Origin of the sequence: Streptomyces sp. TLI_105 (assembly GCF_900105415.1) — a bacterium.
In the GTDB taxonomy this organism is placed as follows: Bacteria; Actinomycetota; Actinomycetes; order Streptomycetales; family Streptomycetaceae; genus Streptomyces.
The window spans coordinates 3,475,402-3,493,739 of sequence record NZ_FNSM01000001.1 but is presented as its reverse complement, the minus strand read 5'-3'; the positions used below and the strand labels follow the sequence as shown (position 1 = coordinate 3,493,739).

At 72.2% G+C, this 18,338-nt stretch carries 12 protein-coding genes; 1 reads left to right on the top strand and 11 read right to left on the bottom strand.

Annotated elements, in window-relative coordinates; translation table 11 throughout:
- Positions 1 to 356: 356 nt before the first annotated feature.
- Genes BLW86_RS15870 through BLW86_RS15855 form a run of 4 tightly spaced genes read right to left on the bottom strand, consistent with a single transcriptional unit; the run spans position 357 to position 2,677 of the window.
- Entirely contained in the window at positions 357 to 911 is a 555-nt protein-coding gene (locus BLW86_RS15870; protein ID WP_093874645.1) for a nitroreductase family protein, read from the bottom strand.
- Between the two features lie 40 nt (positions 912 to 951).
- On the bottom strand, positions 952 to 1,575 hold the full coding sequence (locus BLW86_RS15865; RefSeq protein ID WP_093874644.1) for an HAD family hydrolase: 624 nt from the start codon (positions 1,573 to 1,575) through the stop codon (positions 952 to 954).
- On the bottom strand, positions 1,572 to 1,817 hold the full coding sequence (locus tag BLW86_RS15860; protein ID WP_093874643.1) for a DUF397 domain-containing protein: 246 nt from the start codon (positions 1,815 to 1,817) through the stop codon (positions 1,572 to 1,574). Before BLW86_RS15860 ends, BLW86_RS15865 begins: the two co-directional genes overlap by 4 nt.
- Positions 1,814 to 2,677, bottom strand: coding sequence for a helix-turn-helix domain-containing protein (locus tag BLW86_RS15855; protein WP_093874642.1), 864 nt, complete (start codon positions 2,675 to 2,677; stop codon positions 1,814 to 1,816). Before BLW86_RS15855 ends, BLW86_RS15860 begins: the two co-directional genes overlap by 4 nt.
- A gap of 91 nt (positions 2,678 to 2,768) precedes the next feature.
- Between BLW86_RS15855 and BLW86_RS15850 the strand changes: the two genes are divergently transcribed.
- Positions 2,769 to 3,185, top strand: a complete 417-nt coding sequence (locus BLW86_RS15850; RefSeq protein ID WP_093874641.1) for an ATP-binding protein — start codon at positions 2,769 to 2,771, stop codon at positions 3,183 to 3,185.
- On the opposite strand, the gene BLW86_RS15845 is transcribed toward BLW86_RS15850, so the two are convergent.
- From BLW86_RS15845 to BLW86_RS15815, 7 genes are all read right to left on the bottom strand, one after another.
- The gene (locus tag BLW86_RS15845; protein ID WP_093874640.1) at positions 3,172 to 5,370 is read right to left on the bottom strand and encodes an FG-GAP repeat domain-containing protein; all 2,199 of its coding nucleotides are present in this window, start codon (positions 5,368 to 5,370) and stop codon (positions 3,172 to 3,174) included. The genes BLW86_RS15850 and BLW86_RS15845 overlap by 14 nt on opposite strands.
- Before the next feature lie 95 nt (positions 5,371 to 5,465).
- On the bottom strand, positions 5,466 to 7,706 hold the full coding sequence (locus BLW86_RS15840) for an FG-GAP repeat domain-containing protein (protein ID WP_256341324.1): 2,241 nt from the start codon (positions 7,704 to 7,706) through the stop codon (positions 5,466 to 5,468).
- Positions 7,707 to 7,750: 44 nt separating this feature from the next.
- Entirely contained in the window at positions 7,751 to 10,030 is a 2,280-nt protein-coding gene (locus BLW86_RS15835; RefSeq protein WP_093874638.1) for an FG-GAP repeat domain-containing protein, read from the bottom strand.
- Positions 10,031 to 10,133: 103 nt separating this feature from the next.
- Positions 10,134 to 11,042: an FG-GAP repeat domain-containing protein gene (locus tag BLW86_RS15830; protein WP_093874637.1), complete on the bottom strand. Its 909-nt coding sequence runs from the start codon at positions 11,040 to 11,042 to the stop codon at positions 10,134 to 10,136.
- Between the two features lie 312 nt (positions 11,043 to 11,354).
- Positions 11,355 to 13,499, bottom strand: a complete 2,145-nt coding sequence (locus BLW86_RS15825; RefSeq protein ID WP_093874636.1) for an FG-GAP repeat domain-containing protein — start codon at positions 13,497 to 13,499, stop codon at positions 11,355 to 11,357.
- 261 nt (positions 13,500 to 13,760) lie between these two features.
- Positions 13,761 to 15,971: an FG-GAP repeat domain-containing protein gene (locus tag BLW86_RS15820; protein WP_093874635.1), complete on the bottom strand. Its 2,211-nt coding sequence runs from the start codon at positions 15,969 to 15,971 to the stop codon at positions 13,761 to 13,763.
- Positions 15,972 to 16,009: 38 nt separating this feature from the next.
- Positions 16,010 to 18,208 (bottom strand): FG-GAP repeat domain-containing protein, encoded by a 2,199-nt coding sequence (locus tag BLW86_RS15815; RefSeq protein ID WP_093874634.1) that lies wholly within the window; start codon positions 18,206 to 18,208, stop codon positions 16,010 to 16,012.
- Positions 18,209 to 18,338: the final 130 nt, after the last annotated feature.

Here is an 18,338-nt window from a genome sequence, read left to right as displayed (position 1 = left end):
GGCCCTCAGCCGCTGAGCCGACCCGGGCCGCCCCATTCCACGACCGCGCACCCAGGACGGAGCGGGCCGGTCCCACCCGCCCCGGCCGCGAACCCAGCCCCCACCCACCAACCCGTCGGCCGCCGTCCCGGCCTCCGCCGCTGCCCGGAGCCCGGCGTGGACCCCGGCCCCCGGACCGCCCTCCGAGAGGTCTTTCGCTCCTGGAGGTGGTGGGTCAAGGGTGGGCGCAGCCCATCGCGAAGCGACGCCGTAGGCGCCCTTGACGCGCCGCCGGAAGGAGCGACTCTCGGAAAGAGGGCGGTCCCACCAGAAGCCCACGAAGCACGCCCACCCGGAGAACCCGGGCGACGGCTCCGTCAGAAGGCCCAGGGCGCGGCCAGTAGATCCGCGACGCTGCGCCGGTCGCGTCCCTCCGGCGGCTCTCCGGCCGCCTTCCCCAGCGCGATCATCGAGACGATCGACCATCCCGGGCTCGGGCCCAGTTCCTTCGTGAGGCCCTCCATGTCGAAGGCCCGGAACTGGTGCGAGGCCAGGCCCAGCGCCTCGGCCTGGAGGGTCATGTGGGCGATGGCCTGGCCCAGGTCGTAGTCCGCGAACTCCGAGTAGAGCAGCTCCGTGTCGCCCACATGCCGTCGCGCCAGCGTGACGACGAGCAGTCCCGCGTTCGTCGCCCACCGGGCCGAGCTGGGCGCGAGGTGCCGGACCACCCGCTCGTGGTCCGGCTCCCCGGGCCGGCTCGCGAAGAAGCCCCACGGCTGGGAGTTCCCGGCGGACGGCGCCCACCGCGCGGCCTCCAGCAGCAGCCGCAGGGCGTCGTCGTCGACGGCGGCCGACGCGTCGAACTGGTAGGGGCTGAACCGTCCCGCAAGCAGGGGATGGATACCGCCGGACGGTTCCGGATCACGTTGCATGTCCCGGTCCAACTTCCCACCGCACAGGCGTATTCCAGCCCTAGGAGAGGGCGCCCAGGATGCGCGGCGCCGCCTCCGCCAGGGTCGGGAAATGGTGGTGCGCGTCCGGGTGCGGGGCCGGGGTGTTGACCGTCCAGACCGTCATCCCGGCGTCCAGACCCGACCGCACCCCGGACGGCGCGTCCTCGATCACCAGGCACTCCGCCGGGTCCGCGCCCAGCTTCTCGGCGGCGGTGAGGTACGGGACGGGCGACGGCTTGCCCTCGGCCACGGAGGCCGCGTCGATGACGAGCCCGGGCATCGGCAGCCCGGTCCGCTCGAACCGCCCCCGCACCCGGTGCTCGTAGTTCGACGTCACGAGCGCCCACCGGTCCGCCGGGAGGCCGGCGAGCAGCTCCGCCGCCCCCTCGAAGGCCGCGTACGAGCCCGTACGGACGTCCTCGTCCTCCAGCGCGTGCAGGAGGGCGAGGCACTCCTCCGGGTCCTCGCCCGGCACGACGGCGGCGAAGGTCTCCACGGGGCGCGTCCGCAGCGCCGTGGCGTACACCTCGCCCCCGGCGAGCCCGTACCGCGCGGCCCACTCGTGCCAGACGCGCCGCTGGTTCTCGACGGCGTCCATGAGGGTGCCGTCGACGTCGAAGAGAACGAACTTTATGGAGTTCACGCCCGGGATGCTACGTCCACGAACGCGGCCCAGGAGGCGGGGGAGACGGCGAGCTGGGGGCCGTGGGGGTTCTTGGAGTCGCGGATGTGGACGAGGGTGGGGTGGGCGGCGACTTCGACGCAGTTGCCGCCTTCGCCGCCGCTATAGCTGGACTTGCGCCAGTCGTAGGCGACTTCGATGCAGTTGCCGCCTTCGCCGCTGCTGTAGCTGCTCTTGAACCAGGCCAGATCCGCGGTGCTCATAGCTCTCCCAGCATCTTTTCGATCAACTCCAGGGACTCGTGGGGCGAGAGTGCCTGTGACCGCAGGATCCCATAGCGCTCGGTGTACACGCGCACCTCTTCTGGGTCGGTGATCAGCCGAGGATGCCCGTAGATCTCGGTATACGCGACCTCCCGCCGCCCCTTGGGAGTCAGGAGCGTGAAGGCGCCGTCGAGGGAGGGGTGGTCGTCCTTGGCCAGTGGCATCACCTGGAGATGAACCGTGCGGCGGCCCGCGACATCAGCGATGTGTCGGAGCTGTTCGCGGTGGATCCGCAGGCCCCCGGTGGGACGACGCAGGACAGCCTCCTCAAGGACGAAGCTGACCGTCGTCGGCGGCCACTTGTCGAGTAGCGTCTGCCGAGCCATGCGGTCAGCTACCCACTTGTCGATCGTCTCCTCGTCCCAGACGGGGCGACGGTGACGCATGACGGCCCGCGCGTACGCGTGCGTCTGCAACAAGCCCGGTACCGCCTGCACCTCGTAGTAGTGCAGGGCCACCGCCTCCGCCTCCGCCTTCGCGAAGCTCCGGAACCAGTCCGGATGCCGCACCCGCGCCCGGGAAACGGCCTCCCGCGCGTCATCCGCCGCAGCCGCAAGGACCCCGCCCGCCCCGAGGATCGGGTCGAGCTGGACCAGGAAGTCCGGCTGGGGGACTCGCACCCCTCGCTCGATCGCGGAGATCAGGTCCTCGCTGCAGTGCGCGATCTCCGCCAGCTCCGCCTGGCTCAGGCCCGCGTTCCTCCGCAGCGCCTTGATCTGTTTCCCCAGCGCCCGGAAAAGGTGCGCCGTGCCGTCCACCTCGGAGGGCCGTTCCGGCCGCTCCTCCTCGTTCCCCGACATCCGTACCGCCCTCTTGGCGTACCCGTACAGTTACCCAGCGTCGTGGCGTCGCTGCTGGTCAGCGTACGGCCGGGGCCCCAGGCTCGGGGGCATGAAATCCGAAACCGCCACCCCAACCGGTGAGTTCACGCTCCGGCTCACGGCAACGCGCCGGGGCGCACGCCTGGCGCGGTTACTCGCCGTGCAGCAGCTCCGTGACTGGGGCGTCACCGGGACCCCCGCCGACTCCACCGCCCTCGTCGTCGCCGAGCTCGCCAACAACGCCGTCCAGCACGGGTGGGTGCCGGGGCGGGACTTCGAGGTGCGGATGGAGCGGGCGGACGACCACGTACGGGTCGAGCTGTCCGACGCGCGGGGTGAGCGGCGGCCGGTTCCCGCCCCGGAACCGGACGAGGGCGGCTACGGGCTGCTGCTCGTCGCCGCCCTCGCCACGGCGTGGGGCGTGAAGGACCGGTCGGTCGGCAAGACGGTCTGGGCGACCGTGCCGACGTCGGTCAGAAGACCGTGACGGGGGCCGAGACGTTGTCCTCGGTCATGTAGATCGTCTCGACCCGGGTGAAGGGCGCGCGCCAGTCGCCGGTGCCCTTGAACAGGTCCGCGAAGCCGCCGGCGTGGTACGCGATCAGGTCGTCGCGGCCGTCGTGGTCGGTGTCCCCGATGCCGAAGAGGTCGGAGGGCCAGCCCCAGGCGTTGCCGACGCGGGTGCGCGGGGCGAACGTGCCGTCACCCTTGCCGAGGAAGAGCCAGAGGACGCCGTACTTGTCGCGGGCGACGAAGTCCCCGGCGGGGCCGCCGCCGATGTTCCCGGTGGCGGCGAGGCTGTTGTAGATGCCCCAGCCGCCGCTGATCTTCTTCCGTGGGGCGAAGGGCGCGGCGGCGGAGCCGGTGCCCGGGTGGAGCCACAGGACGCCGGCCTTGTCGGTGGCGAGGAGGTCGGGGCGGCCGTCGCCGGTGACGTCGCTGCCGCCGGTGAGCTTGTCGTAGATCTGCCAGCCGGCGCTGACCTTCACGCGCGGCGCGAGGCCCTTGCCGGTGCCCTGGTGGAGCCAGAGGACGCCGCTCTTGTCGCGGGCGAAGATGTCGGCGTGCGGGGAGCCGCCGAAGTTTCCGGGGGCGAGGAGCCGGTCGTAGATGTTCCAGCCCGGGGTGGGGGCTGCCGTGGGCGGTGTGGCCCAGGTGGGGGAGGAGAGGTCCAGGCGCTCTTCGAAGAGCGTCAGCCGGCCGTCGCTGGTCCGGACGAGGAGGTCCGGGGCGCCGTTGTCGGTGAAGTCGTGCGGGTGGGGCTTGCGGACGACCGTGAGGGTGCCGGACCGTTCCACGGCCGGGCCGACGCCGTTGTACGGCGTGACCGTCAGTCGCCATGTGTAGGCGCCGTTGGAGACGGGGGTGCCGTCGGTGAACGCGCCGTTCCACTGCGCCCTCATGGAGCCGTCGGAGAACTGGAAGGAGGTCGTCGTCGACTTCTTCCCCGTCGCCGTGTGGACGAGTTCGAGGCGCGCCCTGACCCTCGTCAGGCTCACCGTCCAGGTGAAGGGGACCGGGACGGGGGTGCGGTCGAGGTCGATCGTCCCGGGGACGCTGTCGGGGCCGACTTCGAGGGCGGTGGGCGTCCCGGCGTTCGCCACGCGGGTGACGACCGGAGCGCCGTCGGCTCCGGCGGAGATCCTGTACAGGCCCTCGCCCTGTGCGAGGGTTCCGCCGCGCACGAGCTGGGTGCCGTCGGGTCCCGTCGTGGAGTTCGTGAAGGCGTCCATGAGCGGGAGGGTGGCGCCGGTCGTCAGGGAGCGGGCGGTCAGCGCCCACAGGGGGCTGGGCAAGGTGGCCGTGGTTCCGCCCGGCTGCCCGTACGTCAGCCAGTCGCCCACGAGGTCGACTGTCACGAATCCGGTGTTGCCCAGCGGGATGCGCCGGGTCTCGCCCGTGTCCCGGCGGACCGTGACGAGGGTGCTCGTGGCTTCCGTGGGCTTCTCGACCCAGGCGAGGTGGGTGGCCGACAGCGCGGTGTCGGAGTTCCGCGTGACCCGCTCCGTGTCGTGTTCCTCCACGACGGTGTGGGTGGCGAGGTCCACGACGGCGACGCGGTTCCTCGAGGTTCCGTCCACGGTGGTGGTGTAGAGGGCCACGGCGGTGTCGGGCGAGTCCAGGTCGATGTGCGTGAAGACGACGTCCGCCGGGAAGCCCGTCACCTTGTCGTCGACGACGGTGCCCTGGGTCTTGCGGACGAGGTGCAGGCCACGGTGGCCGGTCTCGTCGGCCTTCGTCGTGAGGAGGACGGATCCGACGGGCTGCGCGGCGCCATAGCCCTCGCCGGGGCTGAGGTCGATCACCACGGGCTCGGCGCCGGTGGCCATGTCGTACATCGTGTAGACGGTGCCGTCGACCTTCGTGACGATGTCCGTCTGCCGGCTCGACCGGTAGCTGCCCGTGGGCAGCGTGGTGGTGACGCCGTCCGCGTACCGCGTCCACCGGTAGGTGGAGTCGGTGTGGCGGGTCAGGAAGCCCGTCGGGCCGGTCCCGACGATCGACGAGTCGTTCAGGAAGGGGAGGACCTCCTCCTGCGCGGCCTGCTCGGCCGTCACGGCCGAGGTCGTCGCCACGGCCGGAACGGCGGCCAGCGGCCCCGCCGTCACGGCGAGTGCGACGGCCACGGCCGTCGCGAGGCGGTGGCGGCGGGGTCTGTGCGTGCGGGTCAAAGCGGTGGTCCTCCCCAGGAGCTGCGGGCGTGGCGGAGAACGCCACGCCCGCAGGACTCACGAGGAGCTCGAAAGGTTGTATGCCTACGCGACCGTCAGGAGACCGCGTTGAACTTCGTGCCCTCGCCCGCGTACAGGCTCGTCGCCACCCGCGTGAACGGGGTCGTCGTGCTGCCCGTGCCGAGGTACGCCCACGTGCCGCCCGATCCGTACCCGATCAGGTCGCCGCGACCGTCGTTGTCGAGGTCGCCCGCCCAGGCGAGCTGGGAGAAGACGCCCCAGCCGGCGCCGACCTTGATGCGGGGCGCGAAGGTGCCGTCGCCCTTGCCGAGGAACAGCCACAGGACGCCCGCCGTGTCGCGGGCCACGAGGTCGCCGGCCGCGCCGCCCGCCGTGTTCCCGACGGCGGTGATCTGGTTGTACGCGTTGAAGCCGGCGGAGGCGAGCTTGATCCGGGTGGCGTAGGGGGCGGCCCAGTTGCCGGTGGCCTTGTGGAGCCACAGGGCGCCGGAGGTGTCGACGGCGACGAGGTCGGGGCGGCCGTCGCCGGTCAGGTCGGAGCCGGCCGCGATCTTGTTGTAGGAGCCCCAGCCCGCGCCGATCCGGGTCCGGTTGACGAAGGTGCCGTCGCCCTTGCCGAGGAAGCTCCACAGGACGCCGGTGGTGTCGCGGGCGACGAAGTCGCCGGCCGGTCCGCCCGCGAGGTTCCCGGCGGCCTCGATGGCGTTGTACGCCTGGAAGCCCGCGCCCAGCTTCGTCCGGCGGGCGGACTTGATCTGACCGTTGACCGGCCCGTCGAAGAGGTCGTCGCGCCACAGGACACCGGCGGTGTCCCGGGCGAGCACGTCGGTCGAGCCGTTGTCGTCGAAGTCGTGCGCGTTGGCCTGGCGCTGGACCTGGAGGGTGCCCGAGACGCTCGCCGGGCCGCCGACGCCGTCGGTCGGTGTGGCGGTGACCTTCCAGGTGTAGGGGCCGTTGGGGGCGCTGATGCCGTCCAGGACGCCGTCCCAGACGTAGGTGAAACGGTTGCCCGAGACGGGCGCGGCCAGACGCTTGGTGAGCTTCTTGCCCGTGGCGACGTGCGTGAGCGTGAGGTCCGCGGTGGCGTTGCCCCGCGACAGGGTCCACTCCATCGGGACCGTCGTGCCGGTCTTCTCCAGGCTGACGTAGGTGGGGACCTGGGCGTCGGTGAACTGCACGGCCATGACCCGGCCGGTGGGGTTCTCGAGCGTCACCGTCGGGCGGGCGCCGACGCCGCCGGTGATCCGGAAGAGACCGTCGCCGTCCGAGCCGAAGCCGCGCACGAGCAGGGAGCCGTCGGGGGCGTGGGCCGCGCTGGAGAAGTTGTCCAGGACCTTGTACGGCTGGGCGCCCGCGTCGGCGAGGTTCCGTGCGTACAGCGGGCTCGGCGCCTCCGCGGCGGCGGTGCCCGGGACGCCGTAGAGGATCGTGTCCCCGACGATGCCCGCGACGACGGCACGGGTCAGCTCGCCGGTCAGGGGGATGCGCGTGACCGTGGTGGTGCCGAGCTTCTTCGCGCTGATCTCCAGGCCGCCCTCCTGCGCCGCGTGGACCCACGCCTGCCAGTTCGCGGTGAGGGCGCCGGTCGACGACTGGTCCCACTGGGCGGTGCCCGAGCTGCCGCCCCAGTCGACGACCGAGCCGTTGTTCACGTCCGACGTGGCCGACCAGTACACGATCCGGTCGGTGGGGATGTACGGCTCCCGGACGCTGCCCAGGACGACGAACTTGTTGCCGTGGGAGGCGACGACCTTGTAGTCGATGTTCTTGGGACGGGAGGAGAGCTTGCTCTTCTTGGTGACGCCGTTGACCTTCGAGAGCTGCCAGAGCTCGTGGTAGTCCTCGGTGGTCGACACGCTCACGAAGAGGTTCTCGTTGACCACGCCGACGAGCTTCGTGCTGCCGGAGGGGAATTCGGCCCCGATGTTGAAGGACGCGCGCCAGGCGCCCCCGTTCTTCATGTCCCGTATGGAGAAGGTGCTGCCGTCGCCCGTCACGAGCAGGTCGGAGTTGCTGTCGTAGCCGAGGATGCCGGTGCCGACCGTCGTCACCGAGCCGTCGTCGTACTTGTGCCACTCCAGGATCGTGGTGCCGGCCTCGTCCTTGCGGGACGTGAGGTAGCCGGTGTCACCGACGCTGACGACGTCGGCGTCCACGGGCAGGTTCGCCTCGGCGGTCGCCTGTGCTCCGGCGGCGGTGGCCGGGGCGGCCGCGACGGCCGGGACGGTGACGAGGGTCCCCGTGACCGCCGTGACGGTGGAGAGGGTGAGGAGCGCGGCGGCGAGGCGGCGGCCGGAGATGCGGGTGTGCTTCACGTTCACTTTCCTTGGCAGGTCGGGAGTCGAGTGAGCGGTGCAGGTCAGGCGAGGGCGTTGAACCTGCCGCCCTCGCCGTAGTAGAGCTGGCCGAACAGCTTGCCGCTCAGCGGGGCGTCCCACTTGCCCGTGCCCAGGTACACGTGCGATTCGGTGCCGTACGCGACGAGGTCGGGGATGCCGTCCCGGTTGATGTCCCCGGCGCCGACGAGCTGCTTGTACGCGCCCCAGCCGGCGCCGACGCGGGTGCGCGGGGCGAAGGTGCCGTCGCCCTTGCCCGCGAAGAGCCACAGGACGCCCGCCGTGTCGCGGGCGAGGAGGTCGCCGGCCGGTCCGCCCGCGATGTTGCCGACGGCGGTGATCTGGTTGTACGCGTTGAAGCCGGAGGGGGCGAGCTTGACGCGGGTGGCGTAGGGGGCGGCCCAGTTGCCGGTGGCCTTGTGGAGCCACAGGGCGCCCGCGCCGTCGACGGCGACGAGGTCGGGGCGGCCGTCGCTGGTCAGGTCGGAGCCGGCCGCGATCTTGTTGTAGGCGCCCCAGCCGGCGCCGACGCGGGTCCGGTTGACGAAGGTGCCGTCGCCCTTGCCGAGGAAGCTCCACAGCACGCCGGTGGTGTCCCGGGCCACGAAGTCGCCGGCCGCACCGCCCGCCAGATTGCCCGCGGCCTCGATCGCGTTGTACGCCTGGAATCCCGCGCCCAGCTTCGTCCGCGTGGCGAGGTCGATGCCGGCGGAGGAGCCCTCCGAGTTGAAGACGTCGTCGCGCCACAGCACGCCGGCGGCGTCGCGGGCGAGCAGGTCCGGAGCGCCGTTGTCGTTGAAGTCGTGCGGGTTGGCCTTGCGCACGATCTTCAGGGGATCGGTCTGCTTCACCGCCGGGCCGATGCCGTTCTTCGGCGTGGCGGTGAACTCCACGGCGTAGTCGCCGTTGGGGGCGTGCTCGTAGCCGACGCGGTCGTCCCACGTGACCTCGATGAAGCCCAGGCTGTCCACGTTGAAGGAGTCGAAGGTGCGGTCCAACACGACCTTGCCGGTGCGCAGGTGACGCACCTTCACCGTGGCGGAGACCAGCGGCCGGGACAGCTGCCACTCCAGGGTGGCCTTGCCGTTGGTGCGGTCGAAGTCGACGACGGCCGGGACGCTGCTGTGCAGGACCTTCAGGGCGGTCGGCCGGCCCGTGCTCGCGACGAGCGTGACGGTGATCCCGCCGTCCTCGGCGGCCGTGAGCCGGTAGACGCCCTCGCCCTGGGCGAGGGTGCCGCCGTGCACGAGGAGGCTGCCGTCGGGCGCGCGCACGGCGGAGGTGGCGGTGTCGAGCAGCTTGAACTTGGTGCCGTTGACGACGTTGACGGCGTTCAGCGCGAGCAGCGGGTTGGGTGCGGTGGCCACGTCGGCGCCCGGCACGGAGTAGACGAGCGCGTTGCCGAGGAGGGCGACGGAGGCGTTCGCGTAGGGGCCGAGGTCGACGGAGCCGAGCAGGGGGCCCGCGCCCTCGGCGGCGCGCTCCGCGTACTTGAGGGTGGCGGTCCGGCTGCCGTTGCCGCTGATCAGGGTCTCGACCCAGGCCAGGTACGAGGCGTTGGCGTCGAAGTCCGCCGAGTACACCACGTTGCCCGTCTCGCGGCGCTCGACGACGGTCGCGGTGGTGACGTCGACGACGGCGACGAGGTGGTGGACGACGGACTCGGCGTCGCGCGTCGTGTAGTGCACGGCCACGGTGGTGGGCGAGGTCGGCTCGGCCCTGAGGACCCGGACGTTGCCGGGCAGCCCGCTCACCTGACGGTTGGAGGCCGCGTCGACGCCCCGCTTCGTGAGCCACAGCGAACCGGTCTGACTGGCGTCGTCGTGGTACGAGAGGACGACCGTCCCGCCGATCGCCGCGTGGGTGAGGGGGTTGCCGTTCACCGAGAAGCTCTCGTAGGGCGCGCCCGGCTGCGACATGTCGTAGACGCGGTAGCCACCGGTCGGCTGCCGCATCACGACCTGGTCGGAGAAGCCGCCGTAGTAGACGGCCCCGCCGCCCAGCGTGGGCAGGGCGGTGGTGGTGCCGTCCACGGTGCTCGTCCAGCTGTAGACGGGGTCGTTCGTCGGGCTGTCGGGTGCGGGCGCCGCGGTCAGGAAGCCGGACGGGCCCGCGCTGACGATCCGCGTGGCGGCCGGCATCGAGATCACGCCGTCCGCCGTGGCGGAGGCGCCCGCGGTCGTGCCGGTGCCGTCCGCCGGGGCGGCGGAGGCCGGGACGGTCAGGGAGGCGGCGCCGAGGGTGACGGCGAGGACGGCGGTGACGGCCGCGGTGAGCCGCCGGGAGGAGGGGGTGTGTCGCACGGGATTCCTTCGGAGGGGGAATGGCGGAGTGACGGGACGCGGGGCAGGGGGGTACGGGCGTGGGCCCGTCCCCCCGGGGTGTGCTGCCGATCCGGCCCGAGGGTCAGATGAAGAGATCGTTAAACGGGTTGGCGATGGCGTTCAGAGCGAACGGCTGGGCCGGGGCGAACGGCGCCCTCCACGCGCTGGTGCCCTTGTAGAAGGCGGCACTGTCGGCGCCGACGCCGACCAGGTCGTCGCGGCCGTCACGGTTGACGTCGCCGACGCTCACGATGTCCTTGTAGACCTTCCAGCCCGCACCGATGCGGGTGCGGTTGGCGAAGGTGCCGTCGCCCTTGCCCTGGTGGAGCCAGAGGATGCCGTTGTGGTCGACGGCGACGATGTCGCCCGCCTTCGTTCCGGCGAAGTCACCGAGGGCGAGGTGGTGGTAGACGCCCCAGTCGCCGCCGAGCTTCTTGCGTGCGGGGAGGAAGGGCGCGGTGTCCTTGCCGGTGCCCGTGTGGAGGTACAGGCTGCTGTCGACGTTGGAGACACCGAGCAGGTCGGGCTTGCCGTCGCCGGTGACGTCGGCGCCGCCGACGAGGTGGTTGTAGGTGTGCCACCCGCCGCTGACCCGGAGGGGGGCGTCGAAGGTGCCGTCGCCGCGTCCCTTGTGGAGCTTGAGGAAGCCGTCGTAGCCGATGGTGACGACGTCGCCGACGGCGGAGCCGCCGAGGTTGCCGGTCGCCTCGATGCGGGAGCCCTGCGACCAGCCGGTGGAGGCGACGAGGGGCGCCCTGGCGGAGGCCTTGCGGGTGGTCGCGTCGTACGAGAGGTCGTAGCGGAAGACCTTGCCGTCCCGGTCGATCTTCAGCAGGTCGGGAGAGCCGTTGCCGTTGAAGTCGTGGCGGGCGGCGGTGGCGGTCGCGGCGCCGGCGGTCGGCGCGCTCAGGGCGGCGGCGCCGAGCGTGACGGCGAGGGTGACGGTGACGGCCGCGGCGAGGCGGCGACGGGATACGGCGGTGCTGAACAAGTGAAACGTTCCTCCCCCAAGGAGGGTGAGCGCGGCGCGGTGCGCGTCACCCGGAAATCTCCAGGGCACGGCTGGTGAAGATCGTTCACGAGGTGCCGCAAGGTCAGACCCGGGACCGGGGCGGATAGTTGTACCGGGATTCACAGAAAATTCGACCTTCCGCACGGAGCCCGCACCCACCCCCAGCCGCACGCCCGACTGCCCGCCCCCGAAGGCCCGGACGGGCGATCGGAGACGGGCAGGCGGGGGGAGGCAGCCGTGCCCCCTGAGGGTGTTGCGGGTCCGCCCCGATGGGCGGACCCGCGGGGCGGGTCAGGCGATGGTGTTGTACGGCGGCTTGCCGCCCAGCAGCTCCTGCTTCTGCGGCGCCGTGAACGGCGTCTTCCAGTTGCCGGTGCCCTTGTAGAGGAACGTGCCGCTCGCGCCCTGCGCGATCAGGTCCGGGCGACCGTCGCGGTTGGCGTCACCGATGCCGACGAGCTGGGTGTACGCGTTCCAGCCGCCGCCGATGCGGGTGCGCGGGGCGAAGGTGCCGTCGCCCTTGCCGAGGTGCAGCCACAGCACGCCGCTGCGGTCGCGGGCGACGAGGTCGCCGGCCGGTCCGCCCGCGATGTTGCCGACGGCCGCGATCTCGTTGTAGACGCCCCAGCCGGTGCCGGCGCTCTTGCGGACGGGCGCGAACGGCGCGGTCTCGTTGCCGGTGCCGGTGTGGACGCGGAGCACGCCACTCCTGTCGACGCCGAGGAGGTCGGGCTTGCCGTCGCCGGTGACGTCGCTGCCGCCCGCGAGGATCGTGTACGCGTTCCAGCCCGAGCCGATCCGGACGCGGGCGTTGGTGAAGGTGCCGTAGAAGTAGCCGAAGCCCTTGTGGAGCCAGAGGACGCCGTCCTTGTCGCGGCCGACGATGTCGCCGTCGACGGAGCCGCCGAGGTTGCCGGCCGCCTCGATCCGGTCGTACACGTTCCAGCCGCGCTGGATCGCCTTGGCCGGCACACCGGCCTCGTGGCGCCAGAGCATCCCGTCGCTGTCGCGGGTGAGCAGGTCGGGGGAGCCGTTGCCGTTGTAGTCGTGCGGCTGGGACTTCCGGGCGATCTTGAAGGTCCCGGTCCAGGTCTTCCACCCGGCCGCGTCGGCCTCGGGACGGGCCTCGATCTTCCACGTGTAGTCGCCGTTGGGCAGCGCGCCCTCGTTGAACGGCTGCTGGAGGTCGAACTCCAGGGCCTTGTCGAAGGAGCTGCCGGTGATCCCCACCCGACGGTGGCTGGCCTTGTGCTCGATCTCCAGGCTGCCGAAGACCTCCCTCGAGAACGTCCATGTGAGGGGGAACGCTCCGGACCGGTCCAGGTCGGCCACGGCCGGGACGGTGGACTTCACCAGTTCGAGCGGGACGGCCGCGGTGGCCTCGCCCGTGGAGGCGATCAGGGTGGACGCCGGGATCCCGTCGGCGCCGAGCGCGATGCGGTAGACGCCCTCGCCCTGCGCGACGGTGCCGCCGCGCACGAGCAGCGAGCCGTCCGGGGAGCCGGCGACCGAGGTGGCGTGGGCGAGGAACGTGCGGGAGTCGCCGGTCGTCAGGTTGCGGGCGGTCAGGGGGTACGTCTCGTAGCCCTCCGGCGTCAGCGCCTCGGCCGGTACGTACGTGACCCAGTCGCCGACCAGGCCGACCTTGAGGGAACGCCCCCCGGTGGTGACCGGGATGCGCTGCTGCGCGCCGGTGGCGCGCGTCGTGACGACCACGTCGGAGCCCTCGGGCCAGACGAGGAGCTTCTCCGAGACGACGACCTCCTGCGAGATGTACTTCGGGATCTCGTGGACCTCGGCGGTGAGGGCGCCGGTGCTCAGGTCGACGAGCGCCCGGTACTTCTTGGCCGTGCCCCCCGCCGCGGAGGTGTAGTCCACCACGCCGAAGGCGGCGTCGCCGGCGAAGAACGAGACGTCCGTGGCGTCCGCGGGCAGGCCGGTGACCGGGGTCGTGGTGATGTGGTCGCCGGTCTTGGCCTGCATCAGGAACTTCTTCTCGGTCGTGACCGTGAAGATCGCGCTGCCGGCGGCCCCCACGTACTCGCCGATGGGCCCCTGGATCTGGGTGTTGAGGCTGAACAGGACCTCGCCCGTGGCCGCGTTCGACAGGTGGGACTCGAACGGCTGGGTGCTCGCCATGAGGTCCGGGGCGCCGGTGGGCGTCTGTCCCCCGCGGTGCGCGAACGTGGCGCCGTCCGAGTACCGCGTCCACGTGCCGTCGCCGGCCAGGAAGCCGGTGCTGCCCGCGAGGGTGATCTCGGCGCCGCGCGGGAACGGGAACACGGTCGCGGCCTCGGCGGAAGCGGAGGCGGAGGTGGTGCCGGCGGCGGGTGCGGCGAACGCCGGGGCGTTGAGGGTGGTGGCGCCGAGCGTGACGGCGAGGGTGACGGTGACGGCCGCGGCGAGGCGGCGACGGGATACGGCGGTGTTGAACAAGTGAAACGTTCCTCCCCCAAGGAGGGTGCGCGCGGCGAAGGGCGCGTCACCCGGAAATCCATAGAGCACGACCCGTGAAGCAAGATCGATCACGAGGTGCTGCAGGGTCAGACACGCGACAGGGCCGGACGGTTGTACGGGAATTCATGGAAAGTTCAGCCCGTCTCGCGGCAGCCCCCGCCCGCCCCCGCCGCACGCCCAACTGCCCGCCCCCGAAGGCCCGGACGGGCGCTCGGAGACGGGCAGCCGGAGGGCAGGAGGTCAGGCGACCGGGGAGTACCCCCACACGAACGCCACGCCCGTGAGCTGGCGGCCCTGGAAGGGTGCCTGCCAGTCGTTGGAGCCCCGGAACAGGTACGAGTCCCCGTTGTACGCGTGCACGTACAGGTCGTTGTGCCCGTCGCGGTCGGCGTCGCCCACGCCGATCAGGTCGTCGTACGCGCCGAACCCGGCGCCGATCCTCGTGCGTGGCACGAAGCCGCCCCTGCCGTTGCCGAGGAAGCTCCACAGCACGCCGGACCGGTCCCGGGCGACGAGGTCCCCGGCGGTGCCGCCCGCGATGTTGCCGACGGCGGTGATCTGGTCGTAGATGCCGAAACCCACCCCGAGCTTGACGCGCCCCGAGTAGGGGGCCGTGTCGAGGCCGGTGCCCTTGTACAGCCAGAAGACGCCCGCCTTGTCGATGCCGACGAGGTCGGAGCGGCCGTCGCCCGTGAAGTCGCTGCCGCCGGTGATCTGGGTGTACGTGTTCCAGCCGCCGCCGATGCGGATGCGGCCGGCGAACGTGCCGTCGCCCCGGCCCTTGAACAGCCACAGCACGCCGGTCTTGTCGCGGGCGACGAAGTCGCCGACGCCCGACCCGCCGACGTTGCCGACGGCCTCGATCCGGTCGTAGATGTTCCAGCCGGTGCCCAGCAGGGCGGGCTTGGGCGTCGAGGGTTCGACGAGCTGGCCGTTGTTGGCGTAGGCCGAGTAGTTCGAGTCGTGCCGCCACAGCCGCCCGGCGGAGTCCCGCGCGAGGACGTCCGGCGTGCCGTTGTCGTTGAAGTCGTGCGGAGCGACCTTCCGGACGACCTTGAAGGTGCCGGAGGCGGTCGCGACCGGGCCGATGCCGTTGACCGGGGTGGCGGTGACCGTCCAGGTGTAGTCGCCGTTGGGGGCGCTCACACCCGAGGGGCCCAGCTCGCCGTCCCAGTGCATGGTCGCCCATGGGTTGTACGGGTAGGGGTCGTACTGGGTCCTGGTCAGACCGGTCCGGACGTTGCGCACCGTCATCGCCACTTCGACCGAGGTCCGGGACAGGTTCCACGTGAAGGAGGCCAGGCTGCGGTTCTTGTCGAGGTCCACGACGGCGGGGACGTTGTTCGTCCCGATGACGACCTTGGTCGGCTCGCCGGTGGGCGCCACGAGGGAGACCAGCGGGTTCCCGGTGCCGTTGGGTGCGATCTTGTACAGGCCCTCGCCCTGCGCCACCGTGCCGCCGCGCACCATCAGGCTGCCGTCGGGCGCCGCCTCGGACGAGGTCAGGTGGTCGAGGAGCTTGACCTTGGCCCCGGTGGCCGGGTCGATCGCGGTGAGGGCGTACAGCGGGCTCGGGGCGCCGGCGGAGAGGCCGTCGACTTCGCCGTACACCACCCGGTCGCCGACCAGGCCGATCTGGACGCCGTACGCCGCCACGTCGTCCAGCGCGATGCGCTTGGTCGTGCCCGTGGCGCGGTCGAGGAGGACGATCGAGATCCGCTGGGTCGCGGTGGACTCGGTCCACGCCACCCGGGTCGCGGAGACGGCGACGTCGCCGTCGAGCGAGGCGGCGGGACGGTCGCGGATCTCGTCGACGGCGCCGGTGGCGAGGTCGAGCAGGCCCCACTTGTTCACCGTTCCCACGGTGAAGGTGACCAGGGCGTCGTCGGGGGTGCCGGGACCGACCGCGAAGCCGGTCGCGCCGGCCGGCAGGCCGGTCACCGCGACGTCGCCGCCGTCCTTGGTGTGCTTCCGCAGCACCGCAGGTCCGTCCTCGGGCGTGACGGACGTGAACACGGCGTCCGCCGCGGCCCCGGCGTACGTGGCCCCGCCGGCCGAGAAGTTGATGGGGACGTCCAGTACGGACATCGTGCTCAGGTTCCGGAGGGTGACCTGACTGTTGCCGACGAAGACCAGGTAGTCCGTGGTCCGCGAGGAGCGCAGGAAGACGCGGCCGTCGTATCCCGTCGAGGCGCCGGTCGCGTACGAGGTCCAGCGCGTGGCGTAGGTGTCGGGGTTCTGCGAGAGGAAGCCGGTGAGCCCGGCTCCCGTGACCTTGAAGTTCTTGGGGAAGGTGATGGCGGCGGCCGCCGCCGTGCCCGCCGTGCTCGTGACGACGCCGGCGGGAGCCGCGGTCGCGGGAGCCGTCAGGGCACCGGCGCCGAGGGTCACGGCGAGGACGGTGGTGACGGCGGCGAACAGCCGCCGGCGAGTGGGTCGGACGTGGGTCAAGATCTGTTGCTCCCTGTGGATGGGACGAAGGGTTCGTGTCAGGCGAAGAGGTCGAACGGCTCTGTCGAGTCGTGCCACACCAGCGCGGACGTCTCCTCACGCGCACGCAGCGGAGCGTGCCAGTCGCCGGTCCCCCGGTAGAGGTACGCCTCCGAGACGGAGAGGTCGGCGCGGCCGTCCCGGTCGGCGTCCCCGAGACCCACCAGGTCCCAGCTCGCCCCCCAGCCGCCGCCGATCCGGGTCCGGGGCGCGAGCGTGCCGTCCCCCTTGCCGAGGTGCAGCCAGAGCACACCGGCCCGGTCGCGGGTCACGAGGTCCCCGGCGGGACCCCCGGCGAGGTCGCCGACGGCGGTGATCTGGGTGTAGACCCCCCAGCCGATGCCGAGCTTCCGGCGCGCGGCGAAGGGGGCGGTGTCCCTTCCGGTGCCCGGGTGCAGCCAGAGGACGCCCGCCTTGTCGGTGGCGAGGAGATCGGCCCGGCCGTCGCCCGTCAGGTCGCTGCCGCCGGCGATCCGGTCGTAGATGTTCCAGCCGCCGCCGATCCGGATGCGGCTGCTGAAGGTGGTGTCCCCGCGGCCCTTGAACAGCCACAGCACGCCGCCCCGGTCGCGGGCGACGAAGTCGCCGACGCCGGAGCCGCCGAGGTCGCCGGTGGCCTCGATGCGGTCGTAGATGTTCCAGCCGCCGCTGACGGCCTTGGAGTACGACTCGATGAACCGCGTGTACCCGCCGTCCCGTTCGTAGAAGGAGTCGGCCAGCCACAGGCGGCCCGCCGTGTCCCGGGCGAGCAGGTCCGGCGAGCCGTCGCCGTCGAAGTCGTGCGGCTGCGTCCGGCTGCGGATCACGCTGAAGGACCCGGAGGCGACCAGGTCCGGCCCGATGCCGTTGAGCGGCTTGGCGTCGATCCGCCAGGTGTACGTGCCGGGCTTCGCGCCCGTCGACCTGCTGGGGTCGCCCGGCCAGCCCGTGTCGCCCTGCCAGACGTAGTGGGCGTACGTGAAGTCGGCGGCCTGCTCGGAGAGGGGGTAGAAGTCGTCGACCAGGGTGTCGCCGGTGCGGGTGTTGCGGAGGGTGAGGGTGCCCCCCACGTTGATCCGCGAGAGCCGCCACTTCAGGTCGACGGTCCTGGTCCGGCTCAGGTCGATCACCGACGGGATGCTGTGGCCGAGGAGCGCCACCTTCGTCGGCTCGCCGCTGGAGGCGACGAGCGTGGCGACCGGCACGCCGCCGGTGCCGGGCGCGACCCGGTACAGGCCCTCGCCCTGCGCGGCCGTGCCGCCGCGGACGCCGATCGCGTCGCCGGGCGCGTCGATGTCCGTGACCACGTGGTCGAGGAGCTTGCGGGTCTCCCCGGTGGTCAGGTTGCGGGCGGTCAGCGCGTGCAGTGGGTCGGGGGAGTAGTCCCGCAGGCCGCCGGGGCGCGCGTACGTCACCCAGTTGCCGACCAGGGAGACGGTGAGGCCGCCCGTTCCGGCGCCGATGCGCTGCACCAGGCCGGTGGCCCGGTTCAGGACGTTCACCGTGGCGGCCCCGGTCGCCGTCTGCTCGGTCCAGGCGACGTGCGTCGCCGAGAGGGCGAGGTCACCGTCGGAGGCCCGTGCCCGCTGCGCGGTGACGGCGGCGGTCGTGAGGTCGAGGACGGCCCAGTAGTGGCGGGCCGTCGTCCCCGAGCCGGTCCGGTACGACAGGAGGGCGTCGGTGCCCGCGGCCCCGACGGCGAACAGTCCGGTCGCGTTCGCCGGCAGACCCGTGACGGTCCGCTTCGTCGGGGCGGTGTCGCCCGGGGCGTAGAGGTCGAGGTTCTGGCCGCCGGTGGCGTTGGTGGTGGTGACGAAGAGGGTCGAGCCGACGGCACCGGCCTGCTCGGCGCCCTGGCCGGCCGTGGACAGGTCGACCCAGAGCGGTGCGGTGCCCGTCGCCATGTCCCGGAGGGTGACGCCACCGCGCCACGTGTCGATCACCGTGTCGGAGTCGCGCGAGCCGAAGACGTAGTGACCGGCGGGGAACGAGGTCGAGACCCCGTCCGAGAAGCGGGTCCAGCGGGGCGGTGTGGCGCCGAGGTCGTCCCAGGTGAGGAAACCGGTCTTCCCCAGGCTCCAGAGCCCGCTCCCCTTGGGGTACGGCACCACGGCGGCCGTCGCCTGCGCCTCCGCCACGGTGCCCGCCGCGGCCGGGACGGCGGTCAGGACACCGCCCACGGTGACGGCGAGCGCGGTGCCCACGGCGACGGCGAGCATCCGGCCGGGCGTACGGAAACGGGATGCGCGAAGGCGATACGACAAAGCTGCGGTCCTCCCCGGGGTGGCCGCGCCGACAGAGGGGGGCGGCCGTGGCGCGCGGAGGCGGCCGGTGGTGCCCCCCAACCGG

What these genes read in the sequence shown, in the direction of transcription:
- BLW86_RS15815 (WP_093874634.1), bottom strand. Translation starts at nt 18,208, where the DNA reads ATGCTCGCCGTCGCCGTGGGCACCGCGCTCGCCGTCACCGTGGGCGGT.
- BLW86_RS15860 (WP_093874643.1), bottom strand. Translation starts at nt 1,817, where the DNA reads ATGAGCACCGCGGATCTGGCCTGGTTCAAGAGCAGCTACAGCAGCGGC.
- BLW86_RS15850 (WP_093874641.1), top strand. Translation starts at nt 2,769, where the DNA reads ATGAAATCCGAAACCGCCACCCCAACCGGTGAGTTCACGCTCCGGCTC.
- BLW86_RS15870 (WP_093874645.1), bottom strand. Translation starts at nt 911, where the DNA reads ATGCAACGTGATCCGGAACCGTCCGGCGGTATCCATCCCCTGCTTGCG.
- BLW86_RS15855 (WP_093874642.1), bottom strand. Translation starts at nt 2,677, where the DNA reads ATGTCGGGGAACGAGGAGGAGCGGCCGGAACGGCCCTCCGAGGTGGAC.